This is a genomic window from Bacillus sp. z33 (assembly GCF_058313615.1).
The window spans coordinates 830,609-851,191 of record NZ_JBZFQN010000001.1 but is presented as its reverse complement, the minus strand read 5'-3'; the positions used below and the strand labels follow the sequence as shown (position 1 = coordinate 851,191).

The 20,583-nt window shown below is 36.3% G+C and carries 20 protein-coding genes and 1 pseudogene; 20 read left to right on the top strand and 1 reads right to left on the bottom strand.

The annotated features are described in order from the left end of the window. Window positions 1-15: 15 nt before the first annotated feature. Window positions 16-1,170: an endo-1,4-beta-xylanase gene (locus tag AC4G3L_RS04005; RefSeq protein ID WP_491075679.1), complete on the bottom strand. Its 1,155-nt coding sequence runs from the start codon at window positions 1,168-1,170 to the stop codon at window positions 16-18. 730 nt (window positions 1,171-1,900) lie between these two features. Between AC4G3L_RS04005 and AC4G3L_RS04000 the strand changes: the two genes are divergently transcribed. From AC4G3L_RS04000 to AC4G3L_RS03905, 20 genes and pseudogenes are all read left to right on the top strand, one after another. Continuing rightward, complete coding sequence (locus AC4G3L_RS04000; RefSeq protein WP_491075678.1) at window positions 1,901-2,197, top strand: WXG100 family type VII secretion target; 297 nt, start codon at window positions 1,901-1,903, stop codon at window positions 2,195-2,197. 142 nt (window positions 2,198-2,339) lie between these two features. Continuing rightward, complete coding sequence (gene esaA, locus AC4G3L_RS03995; protein ID WP_491075677.1) at window positions 2,340-5,885, top strand: type VII secretion protein EsaA; 3,546 nt, start codon at window positions 2,340-2,342, stop codon at window positions 5,883-5,885. Continuing rightward, window positions 5,854-6,363, top strand: coding sequence for a type VII secretion protein EssA (essA, locus tag AC4G3L_RS03990; RefSeq protein ID WP_491075676.1), 510 nt, complete (start codon window positions 5,854-5,856; stop codon window positions 6,361-6,363). The genes esaA and essA overlap by 32 nt, the downstream gene beginning before the upstream one ends. A 15-nt stretch (window positions 6,364-6,378) precedes the next feature. Beyond that, complete coding sequence (locus AC4G3L_RS03985) at window positions 6,379-6,630, top strand: EsaB/YukD family protein (protein WP_491075675.1); 252 nt, start codon at window positions 6,379-6,381, stop codon at window positions 6,628-6,630. Window positions 6,631-6,659: 29 nt separating this feature from the next. Then, the gene (gene essB, locus AC4G3L_RS03980) at window positions 6,660-8,045 is read left to right on the top strand and encodes a type VII secretion protein EssB (protein WP_491075674.1); all 1,386 of its coding nucleotides are present in this window, start codon (window positions 6,660-6,662) and stop codon (window positions 8,043-8,045) included. A gap of 74 nt (window positions 8,046-8,119) precedes the next feature. After that, window positions 8,120-12,658 carry a type VII secretion protein EssC gene (essC, locus tag AC4G3L_RS03975; protein WP_491075673.1) on the top strand — a complete coding sequence of 1,513 codons (4,539 nt, stop codon included), beginning with the start codon at window positions 8,120-8,122 and terminating at the stop codon, window positions 12,656-12,658. Next, complete coding sequence (locus AC4G3L_RS03970) at window positions 12,651-13,037, top strand: hypothetical protein (protein ID WP_491075672.1); 387 nt, start codon at window positions 12,651-12,653, stop codon at window positions 13,035-13,037. The genes essC and AC4G3L_RS03970 overlap by 8 nt, the downstream gene beginning before the upstream one ends. Further along, on the top strand, window positions 13,025-13,324 hold the full coding sequence (locus tag AC4G3L_RS03965) for a WXG100 family type VII secretion target (RefSeq protein WP_491075671.1): 300 nt from the start codon (window positions 13,025-13,027) through the stop codon (window positions 13,322-13,324). Before AC4G3L_RS03970 ends, AC4G3L_RS03965 begins: the two co-directional genes overlap by 13 nt. Then, window positions 13,321-14,031 (top strand): DUF5081 family protein, encoded by a 711-nt coding sequence (locus AC4G3L_RS03960; RefSeq protein ID WP_491075670.1) that lies wholly within the window; start codon window positions 13,321-13,323, stop codon window positions 14,029-14,031. The genes AC4G3L_RS03965 and AC4G3L_RS03960 overlap by 4 nt, the downstream gene beginning before the upstream one ends. Next, window positions 14,024-14,362 (top strand): hypothetical protein, encoded by a 339-nt coding sequence (locus AC4G3L_RS03955; protein ID WP_491075669.1) that lies wholly within the window; start codon window positions 14,024-14,026, stop codon window positions 14,360-14,362. The genes AC4G3L_RS03960 and AC4G3L_RS03955 overlap by 8 nt, the downstream gene beginning before the upstream one ends. 3 nt (window positions 14,363-14,365) lie before the next feature. Further along, window positions 14,366-14,704 (top strand): hypothetical protein, encoded by a 339-nt coding sequence (locus tag AC4G3L_RS03950; RefSeq protein WP_491075668.1) that lies wholly within the window; start codon window positions 14,366-14,368, stop codon window positions 14,702-14,704. Then, entirely contained in the window at window positions 14,670-15,095 is a 426-nt protein-coding gene (locus AC4G3L_RS03945) for a hypothetical protein (protein ID WP_491075667.1), read from the top strand. Before AC4G3L_RS03950 ends, AC4G3L_RS03945 begins: the two co-directional genes overlap by 35 nt. Continuing rightward, a complete protein-coding gene (locus tag AC4G3L_RS03940; protein WP_491075666.1) occupies window positions 15,092-15,322 on the top strand; it encodes a hypothetical protein in 231 nt (76 codons plus the stop codon). Before AC4G3L_RS03945 ends, AC4G3L_RS03940 begins: the two co-directional genes overlap by 4 nt. Before the next feature lie 235 nt (window positions 15,323-15,557). Next, window positions 15,558-16,187: a hypothetical protein gene (locus tag AC4G3L_RS03935; RefSeq protein ID WP_491075665.1), complete on the top strand. Its 630-nt coding sequence runs from the start codon at window positions 15,558-15,560 to the stop codon at window positions 16,185-16,187. 134 nt (window positions 16,188-16,321) lie between these two features. Next, window positions 16,322-16,795, top strand: a complete 474-nt coding sequence (locus AC4G3L_RS03930) for a hypothetical protein (RefSeq protein WP_491075664.1) — start codon at window positions 16,322-16,324, stop codon at window positions 16,793-16,795. Window positions 16,796-16,944: 149 nt separating this feature from the next. Further along, window positions 16,945-17,550, top strand: a complete 606-nt coding sequence (locus AC4G3L_RS03925) for a hypothetical protein (protein ID WP_491075663.1) — start codon at window positions 16,945-16,947, stop codon at window positions 17,548-17,550. A 156-nt stretch (window positions 17,551-17,706) separates the two neighbouring features. After that, window positions 17,707-17,877, top strand: coding sequence for a hypothetical protein (locus AC4G3L_RS03920; protein WP_491075662.1), 171 nt, complete (start codon window positions 17,707-17,709; stop codon window positions 17,875-17,877). A gap of 14 nt (window positions 17,878-17,891) precedes the next feature. Next, entirely contained in the window at window positions 17,892-18,266 is a 375-nt protein-coding gene (locus AC4G3L_RS03915; protein ID WP_491075661.1) for a DUF4234 domain-containing protein, read from the top strand. A 493-nt stretch (window positions 18,267-18,759) separates the two neighbouring features. Beyond that, entirely contained in the window at window positions 18,760-19,734 is a 975-nt protein-coding gene (locus AC4G3L_RS03910; RefSeq protein ID WP_491075660.1) for a proline dehydrogenase family protein, read from the top strand. A gap of 172 nt (window positions 19,735-19,906) precedes the next feature. Continuing rightward, window positions 19,907-20,497: pseudogene (locus AC4G3L_RS03905) on the top strand (polysaccharide deacetylase family protein); the annotation flags it as partial. Window positions 20,498-20,583 lie beyond the last annotated feature (86 nt).

Here is a 20,583-nt window from a genome sequence, read left to right as displayed (position 1 = left end):
AGTACTGTTAACTTCCTAGTCCATAATAGCCCAATATGCAGGCTTTATATTATAATCCGGGTCAAAGACAAAGGGGGCATCTTTTCCGACACCATTATTATATTCCTTTGCACGATCGTCTAGCCATGTGTGATTATCTGCAATTCCCCAGAACGTCACACTACTTATTTTATCTTCTAACCTCTCATACATTTCAAATAAATCATTGTATCTATCAGCTTGACGCTGGAGCACTTCATCTGGAATATCCTCGTATGATGGATAAGCTGGTCTTGGAGGCCAACCATATAAGCTCACATCCAATTCAGTAATTTGATTATCTAAACCAAGACTGGCAAAACGATTGATCGATTCCTCTGTTTCGGCAAGAGAGGGCCAACCCAATTGAATATGGGCTTGATGTCCGACACCGTCAATAGGAACTCCTTGGTCCAGCAAATCAACAACGAGGTTATATAAATAGGTTTTTTTTGGTTCTACCTCTGTGTTGTAATCATTAATGTACAGTTTTGCATCCTTCTTTGCATATTTTTCAACTGTTTTAAATGCCACCTTAATATAATCTGTACCAGTTATTTGATACCATGGAGATTCACGCAGCTTCTGTTCATTTGATGCGTATTCGTCAATTACTTCGTTTACGACATCCCAAGAATCCACATCATATTTATACCGTTTGACGATCGTTTTTATATGTTTTTCTAAACGCTGTAATAGTAGCTTTTTATTTTTCTCCCGCTGTTTTGGATTGGTTTCTTCTGCCATTTTATTCCCTTTCTTATCAATAAAGAACCATTCAGGAACCTGGCTATGCCATACAAGGGTATGAAAACGGACATCCATATCGTTTTTCTTGGCGAATTTTACAATTTTATCAGCTTCTTTGAAATTGAATTTCCCCTCTTTGGGCTGGATGGAAATAGGCTTCATTACATTCTCTGCAACAATGCTGTTATAGTGGCGTTTTAAAACTTGACTGCTTTTGCCCTCCAATTGATTTGGTTCAACGGCAGCCCCAATCGAAAAAGAATCTTCGTACCTTTCATATAAAGGGGCAGCTTTTAATGCACTTAGTGGCTGAGCACTGACAACATCTGTGGAAACTAAGGGGGTGGCAAGGGCGATAGCTAATCCGAGACTGAGGAACTTACGAGTTAAATTGTGTGACATGGCCTAATCTCCTTTTTTGTTTATTTAGAAAGCGGTTACATTATTATGTTTGAAGATTATTATAGAAGCAATCAACATAGGAAGTCTATATAACAAACAGAGTTATAAGAAAAACAGGTAATAATTCATGGTCTAAAAACCTTCTTACCCATTAATTCGGGACTAAATACATAAAAGAAATAGATTAAAGTACATAGATTAAAAATAATAATCAAAAATGCAGTTTTATTCCTCTTCTACATAATGTTAAAGACACAATCACTATATTTAACCTATTTATTATAATAATCTACCAGGTGAATAATAGAATGTAAGATTAAAGTCTATATTGAGAAGAATCGGGAGCTGTTTTTACTATAATTTACTCTATGAATTGTGACTAAATTAATAGATTATAAACGTTAATTTCCTCAATAATTCGTATGCTAAATATAAAAAATCACTTATTTTAAAGAAAATTGTCCTGAGTTGTAATCTAACATGTGAATAAATATTACTATTTTTAAACCTGAAATTCCAATTCTCTGAAAAATATTCTAGTTCTTTAGACTTATTTTTTAATTTTTTTGTAAAAAATAATCCTTTTGAGGTTAAAATTGTAAATAGTATGGGTATATTTGTAAATACTAGGAACGACTGTAATATTTTGATTTTTCCATACCAAAGTATCAGTGTAGCGTAGTCTCAGTATCCATACTTAGAACAAAAAGAAAAAAAGGAGTGTTTGTAAATGTCAGGACAAATTCGTATGACCCCTGAGCAACTGAAACAAAGAGCAAAAATGTACGGGAACAGTTCACAACAAATTGAGCAAATTTTAAGCGAATTAAAAAATGTACAAAGAGACTTAGCAGCTGAATGGGAAGGTCAAGCCTTCGGTAAATTTGATGAACAATTTAATCAGCTTGCTCCGAAAGTCCAAAATTTCGCGACCCTTCTACAAGATATCAACACTCAATTGGATAATACTGCAGAAGCGGTTAGACAACATGACGAGCAATTGGCTAAAAACTTTGGTCTTCAATAAGCCATATCCAGCGTTACGATGATTCGTGTAAGCAAAGGCCACGCTTTTTTGTGTGGCTTTTGCTTATCATAGGAGAATTCTATTTTAATAGAATAAGGAATAGCAGGAAGTATACATAAAAGAGAAAATCAGGGGTGTTGGCATGAATAAGATCGAAAAGGGATTTTTGCTTTTTCTTGCATTAATCATAGCGTTAACGGGAGCTATCTCATACCTTGGCTTGGATCAGACCTCACAAATAGATAAAAATAAAGCTGAGGAAAAAATGACGATTGCTCTTGTAAATGAAGATAAGGGTTCGGTTTTAAATGCAAAAAAATATGATTTCGGCAGTGAATTTGTTAAGAGTATAGAGAGTGAGGACACGCATAATTGGTATGTTGTCAGCCGTGGTGTGGCTGAAAGTGGGATTAAGCGAAATGCGTATAATATGATGATTGTCATTCCGAACGATTTTACGGAAAAAGCACTTGATATTGATTCTAATTCTCCCGAAAAAGTAACGTTAAATTATAAAATTAATACTTCAGGAAATGCAATCATTAAAGAAAAGGCTGAGAAAACAGCCAGTTCTATTTTAAATAATTTTAATAAACAAATCATAGATGTCTATTTTGCAAGTGTTATTGGCAACCTTCAGGAAGCTCAGGACAATGTAAAAAAAGTGGTGGACCAGGAGGAACATTATACAGGTATTTTTAATCGCTCTATTCATAACCCTCTCAGCAATTATACCTCACAATTTGATCAGATTCAGAGTGGAGCCGGTGCCTCGAAAACAAGTTTCAAAGGGCTTGAAGGAATCCTTGCATCATTTGAAGACAACCTTGGAACTGGCATGCAGGCCAACCAAACATACTATGATCGATACAAACAATTTACAGATATGCATCAAACGAATGGGGCGCTGGCAGCTGATTTTGGAAGTCAATTAAGTCAACTGGACCAAACAATGAACAGTGAGGATGTTACTGCTCAATTTACAAATTTAATGTCAGCCAACCAAACAATTAATGATCAGTTCAAGCAAGATGAGATGGCTTCATCTGCCAATATCTTGACTGAGTCAACAGCCATTCAGAACCATTTGACTGATACACAGGAGAAAATGGGGACATTTAACACAGAATTAACAACTACATTATTAACAGAGGATGAAGAACTAAAACAGCTGGTTAGAGAAGATTTGAGTAAAACACTGAAAGGAAACTCCGGTGAAACAGGAACAGTGAGTATGTCCACTTTCTTTGGTGTGCCAGATTCAAATATGAAAACAGCTATTGCCAACCAAATTCTTAAATTACCGACATTAGATGCCAATCAAATTGACGAATTAACATTAGAGGATGGGGCAACAAGGCAATTAAAAAATGTTGTTAATATAACAAATAAATATATTTCTGAATTTAATACTACCCCCAATCCATCAAGTGAAAACCTTCCATTAATTGATAAGGTCAATTCAATTAAAGATGATTTAAGGGTAAATGGTATTACTTTAACAGATGAGGTCGAGTTACCTGCCAATAGAAAAAAAGACCAGAAATTCACTTTCACCTTGCCGGATGGGTTCTCATTGGAGAATTTAACACTCAAGTTACCGGGCAGATTTGAACAACAATATACACCGGGCGAAGATGGTAGTATTACTCTTCCAAGATCTATAAAAGGCACTTTTAAAGTAAATATGGTTGTTAAATTAAGAGAAGATGCAGATAAGATTGATGTTTTCCAGCCGATTAAATGGAAATGGCAAATTGCCCAAGAGGATGCGAATGGCAGTGAAGACAAGCCTGAAACGGAAACACCGGAGGATACTGAGCCAGCACCAGATATGGAAATTCCGGAAAGTTCACCAACTGATCGACCTGCTGAATCTGTCTCTATGAATATCATTCAAACGACAGCTGTCGAGAGTAATGAAAAACAAGAAGAAAACGGTACTAATGAAACAGTAATTGAACCTGGTACGAATGAAGATGACAAGACTGCACCGCCTGCAGGCGATGAGGATACAGATCTTGGTGAACCGGAAACAGGCAATGAACAGAAACCGGGTGATGATCAACCAACTACTAATCCCAATCCCGCTGAGCCGCCAACCGCTGAGCCTGGTCCAGCTAACCCGGTAGAGCCGCCGGCCACCGAGCCTGGTGCAGCTAATCCGGAAGAGCCACCGACCACTGAGCCTGAACCAGCACCAGAGCCGGTTTTAATTGAAAATAATACAATTTCCCATGAAATATTGTCACCTATAAAGACAATTACTACTAGTAGCTTAATCAAAAGCGTCAATGAATCCATAAAAGAGTATTATCGTTTAGCTATGCTTTATGACATTTATTTCGGTATAGATATGAACGAAGCAAAAGTATTGTCAACTGATGAGAATCTTAAAGATCATGCAACATCAAATTCACTTTACTACATGTTCAACAAACAGGATTTAGTTGATGTATTAGCCGGCTATATGTCAGATCAGTTTTTATCAGAAGTGAAAAGAGAAACGGCAGAACTGAAGGCAAAAATCGACTCGTATCTTGCAATTGTTGACAAAGCCAGCGGAAATTCTAAAGAACTTGCCGACTCAATCGCAAGGACAATGGCTGAGGCAGAAGTGTTAAATGAATCACTTGCAAATACAATAAGTGATGTAGGGACATGGAGAGAGCAAAGTTTGAATTTGCTTGACAATCAATCCACCATTTTATCCAAACAGGGTGATGAACAGAATATGGTCCTTACGCTGGATGATTCCTTAAGATCATTACTCGACATGAGTGAGAATCTTGTGACGCAATCAAGAGGAAATAAGGAATCCGCAGACGGTGTTTATCAGACCTTTGATGAATTGGAAGAAGATGCGAAAACCATTCAAATAAGTGGTGTAACCCTAGTCAAAAATGCGGACAATTTGCTTGGAGACATGACTGAAAAAGTATCGGGTGATAAAAACTTCGCTTCAAACTTTGCGGGAGTACTAGCCAATTCCCGGATTGGAGAACGTCAAAACGAGGATTTATTCAAATTCCTTTCCAATCCTGTTCAAACGAAAAATGGCGAGATTATTGCTGTAGAAGAGACGTTCCATCCTTATTTCATGGTTTTAATATGTTTCATAGTGGCCCTGTTCTCAGCATATGTCCTTTCAAACAATGAGAAAAAACGACTCTCCCGAGATTCATTTGAGACAGAACGAGCTTTGTGGAGCAGTAATTTACCAATCACCCTTTTAACTCTTGGAGTAGGCTTGGTTGAAGGGCTCCTGATTAGTTTGCTTTCCGGTTATTTCTTAAATATGTCACAGAGTTACTTTATTCCATGGATTGGTTTGGTCATGCTCATTATGCTTTCAATGACCGTAGTTGCTACCTATCTGTTAAGGCAGCTGAAAATGGCAGGGATGTTTATTCTGCTCACTCTGTTCAGTATGTATCTCTTCTTTGCAGATGCACTTGGATTGCATTTTGATAAGTTATCAGTAGGAGCCAAAGTAAAGGGTTTTTCTCCGTTACAGCATATGGAACAATTACTTACTGCTTTTTCTAAAGGGTCGGATTTAAATATATGGGTCATCATTAGTTTAATAGGAGGATTAGCCTTAGGAATTGCTTTGAATTTGTTTGTAGTAAACAAATTCTCATGGAGCAGGGAGGTTGAGGGTCCTGAAACAACTAAAGCAAGTTAATCATTGTCTGCTCTTGATTGCAACCAGCTTGTTTTTAGTTGGTGGTATCCCTGTACAAGCTGAAGGTGATTTGGAACATGATGGGAATATCAATATACAGCAGGACAGAATCAGTCAGGAAGAAGAAGAGAAGAAGCAGAAGGATTCGAAGCAATATAGAGAAAATGAATTAGAAAAAAGAATTCCGGGTTTGTTCAAAGAACAAACCCGGAAAACGATAGAAGAGAATCAAAAGAAGCTGGAAAAAGAAAAGGAAGACCTGAAGGATTCTTTATTTATTTCAGAAGTGGAAGCAAATAAAACACTTAATGAAACAAAAGTCTCTTTGTTTAATGAAAGTTATGAAGTACCTGTCGTAGCAACTGAAGAGAAAGAAGAGGATAAAAAGATTGGATCAACGATTCTGGCTGCCCTTTCAGTTGTTGTCTTAGTCATCTGTGGAGGCATTTACATGGCGGCCAAAAATATGATGAGTTGAGAGGAGATGCAAGTGTTGCCTGGTGTAACTCATATTAACGTAACAGTAGATTTTACTAAAAAACAGTTTGGACGATACGATTTGAGAATTCCTGTTCATCAGCCGGTAAAACAATTACTGGTCAATTTAACAGAAACTTTACAAATTAATGTAGATAAAGAATTTCTATATACAGTAAAAGTACCGGGAAAATCGTTATTGTTAACGGATGATGACCGATTAGCTGATTATCCGGTTACAGATGGAGATATACTGGTAGTTTTATAAAAAACGGGTGGTCAAAGGAGTTAAAGGACATGCAAGAAAAAGAAATTCACATGGAGTCCCATACATTCCATTTTACTATGCTTGAAGATAGATGGGCATTAAAAATGCCGAAGTCACAAACACGCGTGAAAGATATAAGGCATCTTTCACTGCTAACAGAAAAAACGGACTATTTCGTACCTGCTCAGGTAGAAGAAGAGGAGGATACGTATACCTTTCTTTATAATATCACCCGAAGAGATAAGCTCTGGACAGATGTCTTATCTTTAAATCGTGCAGATAAATTACGCTTGTTATGTAATGTAGCACGTTTACAAAAACTTTTAACTACGAGAATTACATTTTTCCTGCACCCCGATAATCTCATTTGGGATGATAATCTGATACCCTCTGTTATCCATCGGGGAATCAGGGATGCAGTACCACCGTTTACTGTGGATGAAGGGGTATTCTTACATCAATACAAATGTTTGGCAATCGCTATATTTTCAAAAAAATTCAACTTTAATGAGCTCTATTCGGGCTCCATACATAATGCAAAAGATACCGAATTCGAAAAACAAATAGCCGAAACGGCTCATCTGGATTCACTGATAGAACTAATCGAAACAAATTATATAAAAGAAAAAGCAGAATCTGAAAAAAATCTGCAAATGGTTCCGAAGAAAAAGTTCAGACTTTTTAAGCAATTAACTTATTCCCTGATTGCAGTAGCCATTATTTTAGCCATCCCACTTGTTTATATGCTTTTTAGTAGAGTGCCAGAACAAAATCACCTATTGCAGGCACATAGTTATTTTTTAAGGAATGAATATGGAAACGTCATATCAGAACTGGAGAACAATGAGCCGGAAGAATTGCCATACTCGGCAAAATATATATTGGCCTATTCCTATATTCGTGCAGAAAATTTAGGTCCCTCACAAAAAGAAGCCATCATGAAAAACATCAGCATGAAAAGTGATGAGAACTATTTATTATATTGGGTTTATAACGGACGTGGAAATTTCACGGAATCTATGGATTTAGCCATGTATGTGGATGATCCAACATTGATTATATATGGACTGCTTCAGCAAATTACAGAAGCTAAAAACGACCCTGACCTTAGTGGAACCGAGCGTGAAGATAAGGTGCAAAAATACGAAGAAAAATTAAAGGAATATGAAGAGAAATCCGGGCTTAAATCTCAGGGTGTTACAAATGAAGTTCCTGCAGAAGAGACTGCACCTGTCGACGGAGCAGTACCTGTTGAGGAAGCAACACCTGTAGAAGAGACGGTGCCTGACAAGGTGGAGAAACCGGCAAGTGAAGTGGATAATAAAGAAAAAGCACCAGATAAGGAAGCAAGTAAACCGGATCAAAAGGGTGCAGAAAACTCTAAAGCGAAGGAAGACACTAATGCAAAAGAATAATTGGGTAATGGCACTTGGACTTTCCCCAGAGAGTGTCCAATTTATTTTTAGTTGTAACAGAGAGGGAGAGATAGATGGCACAACGATTATTACTGCTGGCCTATAAAGAACAATTGCATAAATGCCACTTATCGGAAGATGTGCCTCAAAAGGTCACATTGGGTATTGACGAAGGTCACACGATTACTTGTGCAGGAATGATGGAATCGATATGTATAGAGTGGGATGGTCATTCCTGCTGGTTAGATGGACGGCAGTTACAGCTAAATGACCAGCTAGTCCTGCCGGATCATGGTGAAGGAACAATTTCCTTAAGGTTAATCAATATATCAAAACCAATTTTCTATGATACATCCAGTCAAACCAGTTTTTCGATCGGATCCAATGAGTATGATGATATTCAAATCAAAGGGTCAGCGAGCGATATGATTCTTTATCGTGATGAGGTTACGATGGCCTTTAGATTAAGTGTCATTCAAGGTACTGTGTATCATAACTTTATCCGTGCAGATGGTGAGCTCATTCTTGAGGATGGAGATCAGCTTTATATGGAAGGAATGCTAATCACATTTGGAAAGCATTCCATTGAAATTGTAGGTAATGAATTAATAGAAGCTGCAAAATTAATCCGCTTATATGAACAGCCTTTAAGTTACTCATCAGAATATCCGGATTATCATCGTTCTCCAAGAATTATTTATAGAGAACCGGAGGAAAAGCGGCAAATAGCGAGACCTTCACCTAAACCGAGAAAGCCTAGTGAACAAATTGCCCGGATCATTGTACCGCCGATTGTCATGATTGCTGCATGTGTAGTGGTATCCCTGTTTAACGGAAGCGGTATTTATTTAATTGTAATGCTTTCCATGACGATTGTGACCGTTATTTTTGCCATTACATCGTATATTAAGAGTTTAAAAGAATATCGAACAGATACAAAAGAACGGGATGTTAGTTACCGTGAATATATAAAGAATAAAACAAAGGAATTATATGAGGCAAGTAATGATCAGCGTCATGCCCTCCACTATCATTATCCAACGATCGAACAAATTAGAAAAATGGCCGTGGATATCGATTCCAGAATTTACGAGAAAACCATGTTTCATCATGATTTTTTAATGTACCGTGTTGGAATCGGAAATGTAAAAACGAGTTTTGAGATTGATTTGAGCGTGGAGGAATTCACGCAGGAAAAGGATGAATTGATGGACGAAGCACGCAAGCTGCGTTCACAGTATGAAGAAATCAAACAAGTTCCATTGATTACCTCCCTGATGAATGGACCGGTGGGATACATCGGACAGCGTCATCTCGTTGTCGAACAACTGCAATTGCTTGTGATGCAAACAGCGCTTTTTCAGAGTTATCATGATGTGCAGTTTATCAACATTTTCCCAGAAGAAGAAAAAGAGCAATGGGATTGGATGCGCTGGCTCCCGCATGCCAGCATTCAGGGGATCAATGTGAGAGGATTTGTCTATCATGAACGCTCCCGTGATCAGGTTTTAAATTCACTTTATCAAATTATCAAGGACCGAAAATTACAAGTAGATGAGAAGAACAATAATGAGAAAATCTATTTCTCCCCGCAATTTGTTGTCCTGATAACAGATGAAAAAATGGTTCTCGATCATTCCGTGATGGAGTATTTAAATGAGGATCCAAGTGATTTAGGGGTTTCTATTATCTTTGTCCAGGACGTCATGCAATCATTGCCTGAACATGTGACGACAGTTATTGATATAAGAGATTCCTTAACCGGTAATATCATCCTTGAAAAAGGTGAGCTCGTAAACAGGCGTTTTCAACCGGATCATTTCCCTAAAGGTTTTGATAAAGAAGAAATGTCCCGGGCTCTTGCTCCCCTTAACCATCTGCAAAATTTAAAGAATTCAATTCCCGAAGCTGTTACATTCCTTGAAATGTATGGAGTGGAGAGAGTCGAAGATTTACAAATCAAAGAGCGCTGGACACAAAATGAAACCTATAAAAGTTTAGCTGTACCATTGGGATTACGTGGGAAAGAGGATATTGTCAATCTGAATTTGCATGAAAAAGCACATGGCCCACATGGTCTCGTAGCAGGAACAACAGGTTCCGGTAAATCAGAAATCATTCAATCCTACATTATTTCACTGGCTGTTAACTTTCATCCATATGAAGTCGGGTTCCTGCTGATTGACTATAAAGGCGGTGGAATGGCGAATTTATTCAAAGATCTTCCGCATCTTATGGGTACCATTACGAATCTGGATGGGGCGCAATCCATGCGGGCATTGGCTTCTATTAAAGCGGAATTGCAAAAAAGACAGAGACTATTTGGTCTGCATGATGTCAATCATATTAACCAATATCAGAAATTGTTTAAATTAGGGGAAGTTCAGGAGCCAATGCCGCATTTATTTTTAATTTCGGATGAGTTTGCGGAATTAAAATCAGAACAGCCGGAATTTATGAAAGAGCTTGTATCCACCGCGCGTATCGGACGTTCACTGGGAATTCATTTAATATTGGCGACACAGAAACCAAGCGGGGTTGTAGATGATCAAATATGGTCCAACTCCAAATTTAAATTGGCGCTTAAAGTTCAAAATACCACTGATTCCAATGAAATTCTTAAAACGCCGGATGCAGCTGAAATTACATTGCCAGGACGTGCCTATTTACAAGTCGGCAATAATGAAATCTATGAATTATTCCAGAGTGCATGGAGTGGCGCAAACTATATCCCTGAAAAAACAGATGAGGATTGGATGGATACGACCATCTATGCCATTAATGACCTTGGACAGTACGATATTATTTCTCAGGATTTAAGTGGATTGTCCAAGAAGACAGAAATTACTTCTGTTCCAACTGAATTGGATGCTGTCGTAGATCATGTCAGGAATTATGCAATCGAACAAGATATTAAAGAATTACCGAAGCCATGGCTCCCTCCTTTAGAGGAGACCATTTTCTTATCGGATCTGCATCCTGTCGACTATCGTCAAGCATGGATGGAAGAAAAGAAACCGCTTGAGGTGACCATAGGGTTCCTTGATATTCCGGAAATGCAATCTCAGGATCGATTGAAGCTGAATCTATCAAAAGATGGACATGTAGCGGTGTTCTCCAGTCCGGGTTATGGAAAATCAACATTTTTACAAACTGTAGCCATGGATTTGGCAAGGCAGCATAATCCTGAGAGACTTCATATCTATTTGATTGATCTTGGAACAAACGGGTTACTTCCTTTAAAGGACTTACCTCATGCAGCTGATACTTTTATGGTAGATGAAGAGATTAAGATTGGAAAACTTTTGAGACGACTTGAAAAAGTCCTTAAAGAGAGAAAGCAGAAACTTAGCCAGTATGGAGTGGCGAATATCTCGATGTATGAGAGAGCGAGCGGAGAAGAAGTTCCAATCGTACTGTTGCTCCTTGATACATTTGATTCCATCGTCGATGTACCTTACCGGGAAGAAATGGAGAGAATAATTGCACAGATTGGCAGGGAAGGTGTCAGTGTAGGAATTCATATGGTTATTAGTGCGGGGAGACAAAATGTGTTACGTGCGCAAATATTGGCAAATATAAAGCATCAAATACCACTCTATCTAATAGATGATACAGAAACGAGAAGTATTGTTGGGAAAACAGACTTAAAGATTGAGGAGATTCCAGGCCGCGGATTAGTCAAATTGGAACAACCTGCATCTTTTCAAACGGCTCTTCCGGTACACGGCGAAGAAGCTTTGGCCATTATTGAAGGAATACAGCGTGAATGTGATGAGATGGCGAATTCCTGGACAGGAAGATTGCCAAACCCAATCCCAATGGTTCCAGAAGTTATGGACTATGCTTCACTCATCCAATTGAAAAAATCAAGTGAGATCATACAAAGAGGTGGCATCCCGTTTGCTGTTGATTTTGAAAATGTGGAACCGATTGAAATCAATGTCACTAAAGATCCGAATACACTAATTCTTGGAGATATGATGGATTCAGTTGAAAACACGTTCCATACATTGTTATCAGTCATCTCTAAGAACAGTCTGATTGATGTCGCTATGGTTGATAATGCCTCAAGCAGCTTTAGGAAATATCGCGAAGATGTAGACATGTATGCAGATCATACAGGAGAAATGGATTCCATGACTGAAAGATTGCAGGAATTATTTGAGATGAGAGAAGATGCGTTCCGACAGGCTCAGGCAACTGCAGACGGTAATCTGACAAGAAATAAATTTTTGAAAGAGCTTCGCCCAATGGTCATTTTGATTACGGATGCAGTCTACGTCGTCGACTCTATGTCGATGATGAATCAAACAACGTTAGCCAAGTTAATAGAAAACGGGGGAAGAGCTGGTATTTACTTTATCCTCGGTGCGGTCTTCGGAGCCATTGAAAGAAAGTACGATGACATTATCAGCATTATGAAAAAGCAAAAAGTAGGCGTATTGATTGGACGGATTTCAGACCAAAACATTCTCGAAGTAATCAATCGTCCATATCGGGAACAAAATTTACTTCCTTACGAAGCCTATTCAATCAAACAGGGTAAAGCTGAAAAAATTAAAATTGCTGCTCCTTATCAAAAAAGAGAGGAAGTGACTGTAAGTGTTTAATTTTTTTATCCGTACGCCCTCTGAAGGGAAAAGGGACGACTATGAGAAATTATATAACAAATTACAGGAGTCCATTTCAGACTTTGACAGACATGTTTCTGATGCAGATGCATCCTATGATTCTTATAGCGGATCTGTACCCAATCTCTCGGTATCAAAAATACCATCTAATGATTTTGAAACAAAAAGAGAGGAGCTAAATGGAAAGGTACTGAAATACTTCAATACGGATAAGGAAAAACGAGACTCATTAGTCCGTGCCAAAGAGAAGGCTTATGATAAATACCTCTATTATAAACAGAAGGCAGATGAAGAAGCGGCAGAACAACTCAGGAAAGAAAAAGAATATTTGGAGGGGATGTTTGATTGGATAAAGTAATCATTCATGAAGATAAGCTTAATGAAGCCAAGACGGCAGCAAAAGTATTAGAGAAATCAGTCGATCAAACCTATGAAACCTGTAAGCTGCTGCTAGAGTATGTGAATAAGGCTGAATGGAGTGGGAACGCGCGAGACTCCTTTCTAACCTATCTCGAAATTATCGAAAAATATCATAAAGATATGAAGGAGGCCGTCAAGAAGCAAACAAGTGCTTTAAATAATTTAGATGGCTATATGGATGACTTTCTGAAAGATGCTTCTGTGAAGGAAGTGAAGAATTTATGAGTGGAGAAACAACAAATACATTTACAGCACCAGAGTTGTATCTGTTAGCAGCAGCCTTTGGGGGGAAAGTACTTTTTGGGTTGCCAGAGAAAGAAATTTATCAGTTAAAGGGTGACGGAGTATTTCAGGAGGCATACCAGCGATTAATAGAAAAAGAAATTTTAACGTCAGAAGGGAAAATCACGCGCGGTGGAGCATTTATTATCCAAGCAGTGGAAATGTATCATCAAAGCAAAAAATATGTACGCATCAATAATATCATGTTTGCTTTTCAGGAGAAAAATCAGGACGAATTAATTTTATTGATTGAAAAGGAAGAAAGTGAGCATTATCAACTCCGGGTTCTATCAAAGGCAATTGTGTTGAAAATGTTAAGTGATGAAATACCGCTTATTTTGAGAGAACCAAAAGAAGAGGAAAAGAGTTTTCTCAAGCAAGAATTACTTCATCAGGAGCGTCGTGAGATTGAAGAATATGAACCGGAAAAAATGTTTATGAATCTGGAACTCTTTCATTTAGATGAGGAGCCGAAAAACAAATTCAATTCAAAATACTATCAACAATGGTTGATCTTTACGAAGGATGAAAAGTTAATCATGCTTGATATCATCAATAAGAAATATTATCATGCGAGCCAATATTGGTTTTTAAAAGTATTGTTTGATGAAATGAACTTCCCATATAAGAGGAGTGAAGAATTTGCCTAATGTCCAATTGAGTGATGGCGGCGGGGGATCCGGTAAAATGGTTCTCATGAATCCGGATGAATTGATGCAAGTATTAACATATTTAAACGAAATTTTTACGGAAATTGAAAACAATGCGATGCCTAGTATTGAGAAATTAGGAAGCCTTAAGTTTTATACAGATGGGAAAGCCAAAGAGACAATGGAAGTATACGCTGAGGCAAATTTAAAAGTACAGGATTTATTTGATCAGTATTTCCGGGCATCCTCCTTAGTAAACGATATTTGCCAAACGATGATAAAGACTGATTCAGCTTTGGCTGAACAAATCTGGGCTAAATTTGGAGGATAATTAATGGATGTTAACTATATATCTTCCGACTGGGAAAAGATGCGGAGCGGTGTTAAATCTCTGATCGGTTATGGTCTCTATGGCAAAGGAATGTTTGAAGATCTTAAAAAGCTTAATGAGGTACTAGAGGATGCGGAAAAGGATATTGCTAAGTATGATGTGGATGGAGCAATTTCTATTTCGCATACGAGCCAAAAAAGTACCTATCAAACGATGTTTGAGAAGTTTGAAATTTTGAATCAATTTACGGGAAAAGTGGGCGACTTAGTAGATAGAACGATTGATCAACCCTTTTATGAGGATATGGATGCTTTTGTTTCGGCCTGTCACTATGAAGATTAAGGATGCGGCTGAACTATTAAACACAGAAGGAATAAAGGTTTCTTATAATAATACTTTCATAAAAGAAGAATTACCGCCCTATACAAATTACTACCAATTAGAGAAAAAGGATAATTGGGAGTACGGCATGTTTATTTGCGAACGGGAAAATAATCCTTATGTAAAAGTTATTTATAATTTTGATAGTGAAGATGAGAGTGGTAAATATTTTTATCTAGATAGATTATCATCTTATTATTTTAAAAATAGAATCCAACCTTTTATAGCTCAGCATAATGAATTTGATATAGGAGGTACCAATTTTTCTGAAGATAAATTAGTTGAAGCATTACATATACTGAGTATTCCATCTTCGTATTTAATAAAAAGAATAAGAACAGTACAACGATGAGTATATTAGTAGAGCAAACATCAGATACGCTTTATAAATTATCGCTTATAGGAAAAAATGGTGCTTTTTTGCAATCTATACCACCAATGAGCCGTCAAAGAGCGTTATTTCTAGCTTTTAAAAAAGTATATTTATTATATATATACGATACCAAGGTTACTGAAACTCTTCGGAAATTTGGCTTGCTGAATGAATTTAAGGAAGAAGATGTCCGTTATTTTCTATAAATCTATGAGCATTGGCTTTAAACTTTAAGATTTGTTTGGATTTAATATAGAATTGGTTGAAAAAGGTGTTTATCAAAATGGGTAGATAAAAAGGAACTCAATGTAAGAGAACAAAAGCTTGGATTAAAGTTTTATTTGGAAGTATGTGAGAAAATGCTGTGATACCTCAGCAAACTGGGAAAGTGGTACGTTAAGATAATGGCTTTAATAGGAAACCTAAAAGGAAGAGTCGAAAATGATTGAATTTTTAGTGAGTCATCTAGGAGATAACTTTACCCTGTTAAATAAAACATCTAAAAATCTGTGTATACAAGTTTATAGAAAATATGAATTTGGTATTAATCCTGAAACATTTGTTGAATTGAACGAGAGCGATAATAAGTATCGACTTTATATGGTACAGCGGGATAAAAAGTTTAAAAAGGCTATATTTAATAAAGAAAAAGATGCATTATTTGCATTAGGTATTTATGCATTTAGTATATTAGGAAACCAGATACAAAATGTAAAAGTACGAGATAGAATTTTGGATTTAAAATCAGATGATTTTTCATTATTAGATAATATTTTAGTCCAAGAAGTTGGAGCTGAGTATTTTTCGATTAAACAAGAAAAAACCCAAGTGATTAATTTGGAGGAAGATAAAGATTCCGGTTTATTTAATATATATTATTTATCAGATTTAAACTCAGAGAAGGACTACTTTGTTAAAAATCGGAAGGCTCCAAATGCCTTTCTTGTTCTTTATAATTTTGCGATGAAGTTAAAAATAGGCCAATCATTGATTGACAGCTGGAATTTAGATTTTAAGCTTGACCAGAAACAAATTGAGCAGACTAAAAAAATATTTCTTGGCTTAAGATGATTGTGCGTGTTATTAGCAAATAGAGTATAAATTGCGTTTCCTTAGAACGGAGTATCAACGGTATGGAAATCACACATTTTTGTTGGAACTAATATTCATTGAGTTGGATATATAAAGATGTTAAAAGGAAGTACGTGGCTGAAAATATACTATATGCGAGTGTGGATGAACAGCAAAACTTGATACACCTGGTGTGTGGTATAGAATTTATTGAAAACCGATTTCTATATTTGTCTTTTGAAGGGGAAGAATGGTTGGTGTTTGATAAGATATCAGATTCTATTACATGGGGACCTAACAATCACAAAGTGACTATTCAAGTAAACTATATCATAGATGTAAAACCATATATGGAAGAGAAGCTTATTATCATACTTTATCATGAGGTTGATGGAAAAAATAAAATGGCTGCTTATCAAATAAGCGGAGAAAAAAGGTTTATTTCAGAGATTCCTTCAACTTATAAAAGTCTTTACTTGTCATCGGTCAATCAAGTACCAACTGTAGTTTGTGAAATACCGGCGACAGATATTTTTGAAAGGAGCCTTTGGCATTTTAAGATTGATAGAATGACAGGGAAGCTGACTAAGAGCAATCTGGCGTATTAATAGAATCCAATATCAAACTTTTGAAATAATAACTAATCCAGCCAATCTCCAAAGAAATAGAGCCAAATTCATAAATAATCCAGCCCGTTCAGAGAGATGGATAATAGTATCCGAAAACATCTACTAATCAAATAAAGGAGGTACTTTTAATGAACATGGAACAAGCCTATCGAATCCTTACATCCGTGGGTTTGTCAGTGCATTATGAAAAGAATTTTTTAAAAGAGAAGCTGCCTCTGATTAATAATTATTACCAATTATTAAAAAAGGATGACTGCTGGGAGTATTCAGGAGTCGATTATGATGTGGACACAGGACCAAGGATTGTTGACCATAAGGAATTTGCAACAGAGGAGGAAGGGACTAAATACTTTGTGCTGAAAAGACTGCAATCTTTTTATTTTGACAAGTATTGTACTATTTCTCCAATCGTACATGAGGTTACATCTTTTGCCGATTTTGAAGAGAAGATGAAAAAATTAGGGATTGAAAAGAATCACTATAGCTTTACCAGCATGAAACCACAATCTTTTTTGGGCATGGTGGAAGACGATCAGATAACGATTAGATATATAAATAAGAATAACAATGTAAGCTTCTCGTCTTTACCATTAGATTTAGACAGAGGAAGCCATGTGTGGTTTAACTATGTTTATTTGCTGCATTTACTTAAAAATTTAGAAAGTAATTTAATGAGTGAACAAGTCCTTGATAGGCCATTTACCGACGAATATATTGAAACCTTTATAAGATAACGTAAACTTAAAAAACAACAATCCACCCCTGCAATTACTACTTAAGAGTATCTCCAATGAATGACCTCAAAGTGCGTATCTTCACGTTATCTTTAACTCTTTACATAACTTAATTTCACCTATGATTAAAAACTTGAAAAGAAAGGAATGGAAAAATTGACAACAGTTAACAAAATAGCAAAATGTCCAGTTTGCGGAAGTGAAAATCTAACGAAAAAGAAAAAAGGCTACACTATTACAACAGGTATTTTTGGGATGAATAAGATGCAATATACCTGTCATGATTGCGGAAAGAAATTTATGGAAAATAAAGCGGTCTTTAGTTAATAGGAGGAATAGGAATGGATATAAAAGAACGGAATATCTTTCAACTTGTACTCTTATCATTAGTCACGCTTAGCATTTATTATTTTTATTGGATTTTTTCAACTTCCGAATCTATTTTGAAAGAGGAGAGAAAAGTACCGCCTGTCATTGAAGTCCTATTATGTATCGTTACAATCAAGATCTACGCCATTTACTGGCATTATAAAACAGCCAAAGTGATTTATTTATATGCTCAGGAACAAGGATACAGAGGAATTCCCGACCAGTCTATAATTTGTGGTTTACTAGCCATCTTGCCAATGGGCGGATTGATGTCTATGGGATTAATTCAAACTCAAGAAAACACTATTCATTTCTTACAAAATAAAGCTCAAAAAATGCCAGTATAAAAGAATTGCCAAACAGTTTTATTTATTTTGTATCCTATAAAGGATTAGGAATTCTTTTAGCTTTCCATTCATATACCAATCCAGTACAGGATGATAAAAGAAATCCATGATGTTATGTGGTACCTTCCAAAAAGTAAGATGTATGCTTACATTTTTGGTTCACATAGCTTGATGGATTTTCTTCTTGTTAGGAGCGGAGGACCTGTTGAAATGATTTAGATGAGCGGCATTTCTTCCTATTCAGAAGGTGTATAGCATAAATCTACTACACTAAAAAAGTGATTATACGATTGATTTATGGAATAATCAGTGAAAATATGTAAAATATTGAGTATTCTTATAGAGATATTTCAGAATATATTATATTATGAATATATTGGAATATGTAAGCGCTTTATAAAGATTATATGAAAATATGAGTTTAATCGAAGGTGAGTATTTATCATGTTCTCAAGTAATATATGGTATCTAACTAGTACAAGGGGTGTTCATAATGATGGTTAAAGATTTCTTTATTGCTCTTTCTGAAAACCAGTTTTTAAATCGTGCAGCTCAAAAATATGGTTTGAAAATGGGTGCACAGAGTGTAGTTGCCGGTACAAATATAGCCGAAACAATGGAGAGTATAAAAGAATTAAATAAATATGGGATTTCTTGTACAGTAGATAACCTAGGGGAATTTGTCAGTAAGAAAGAAGAAGCTTTAAAGGCAAAGGATCAAATAGTAGAAGTTATTGAGGCTATTCATAAAAATGATGTTGATGCCCATATTTCATTAAAGCCATCTCAATTGGGATTAGATATTGATTATGGTTTCTGTCAAGCCAATCTATTGGAAATTGTGGAAGCGGCTTCAAAATATGATATTTTTATAAATATTGACATGGAGAATCACTCCCGGCTTCAGCCTTCCTTTGACTTATTAGATGATTTATCTGAAAACTATCAAAATGTTGGAACAGTTATTCAAGCATACTTTCGCCGAGCGGAAAATGATATACAACAATATAAAAATTATAGACTCCGTATTGTGAAAGGCGCCTATAAGGAAACGGCAGATCTAGCTTACCAAGCCAAATCTGAAATTGATGAAAACTATATCAAATTGATCGAGTATCATTTGTTAAATGGAAAGTTCACCTCGATTGCTACACATGACCATCATGTCATTAATCATGTTAAGCAATTTGTAAAAGAGCATCATATTCCTAATGAAAAATTTGAATTCCAAATGCTCTATGGTTTCCGTCAGGATATGCAAATGGCATTGGCTGAGGAGGGCTATCAGTTTTGCACGTATGTTCCCTTTGGAACTGACTGGTATGGTTATTTTATGAGACGCTTAGCTGAAAGGCCTCAAAATATTAATCTTGTCACAAAACAAGTATTCACTAAAAAAACAAATACCATATTGGGCATAGCTGCGGGTGCTTTTTTACTTGGCAGATTATCCAAAAAGAATAAATAGAAGTTATTAGCCACTGCTCGAAATACGAGGACAGTGGCTTTTGTATAAAATTCATGTGTTATACAAATTGATATATCATTCAGAAATTTTTTATTTTTAGAATTAGAAATGGTTACATACGAAAGGACCTTAAAAAAGTGCCTAAAAAATTTAATGAAAAAGAAAAGTAGTATATTTAACGGTTGATGATGGCCCAAGTCTTTATACAATGAAGTTAATTGAGGTACTGGATCGATATGATATTCCTGCTACTCATTTTCTAATAGGAAATAATATGAAGAAATACCCGGATATGACGAAGGAGTACGTAAACCGGGGAGATTATATCGGTATGCATTCAATGAGTCATAGTTTCAATAGATTGTACAAAAAGGGAAGAATCGTAGAAGAAATACTCGAAACACAAAAATTGATTGAAAAGCAAGTCGGGATTCTACCAACCCTATTTCGTTGTCCATATGGTTCTTCTCCTGGACTAAATGAGCAATTTCGCGATCAGGCTGTCCACGCTGGATTAAAGATATGGGATTGGACGATCGATTCAAACGATTGGCAGCCACAAAACAATCCAGCAAATATAAAAAAAGAAATTCTGGATCAATTGAACGGCCCTGAAGAAATCATATTAATTCATGAAAATAAAGATACGATCGAAGCCCTGCCAGGCATTATCGAAAGTATTAAGGAAGCAGGCTATGAATTCGAAAGGTATGACGAATCCAATCATTTTTCTCTAAACTTTCATAAAGATAATCGATTATAAGATAGAGGAGTACATTTAATGATGAGGTAAATAAATCATCATCTGAGTCCCTTATACAGAAAAGAAAACGACAAACAGGATAATAT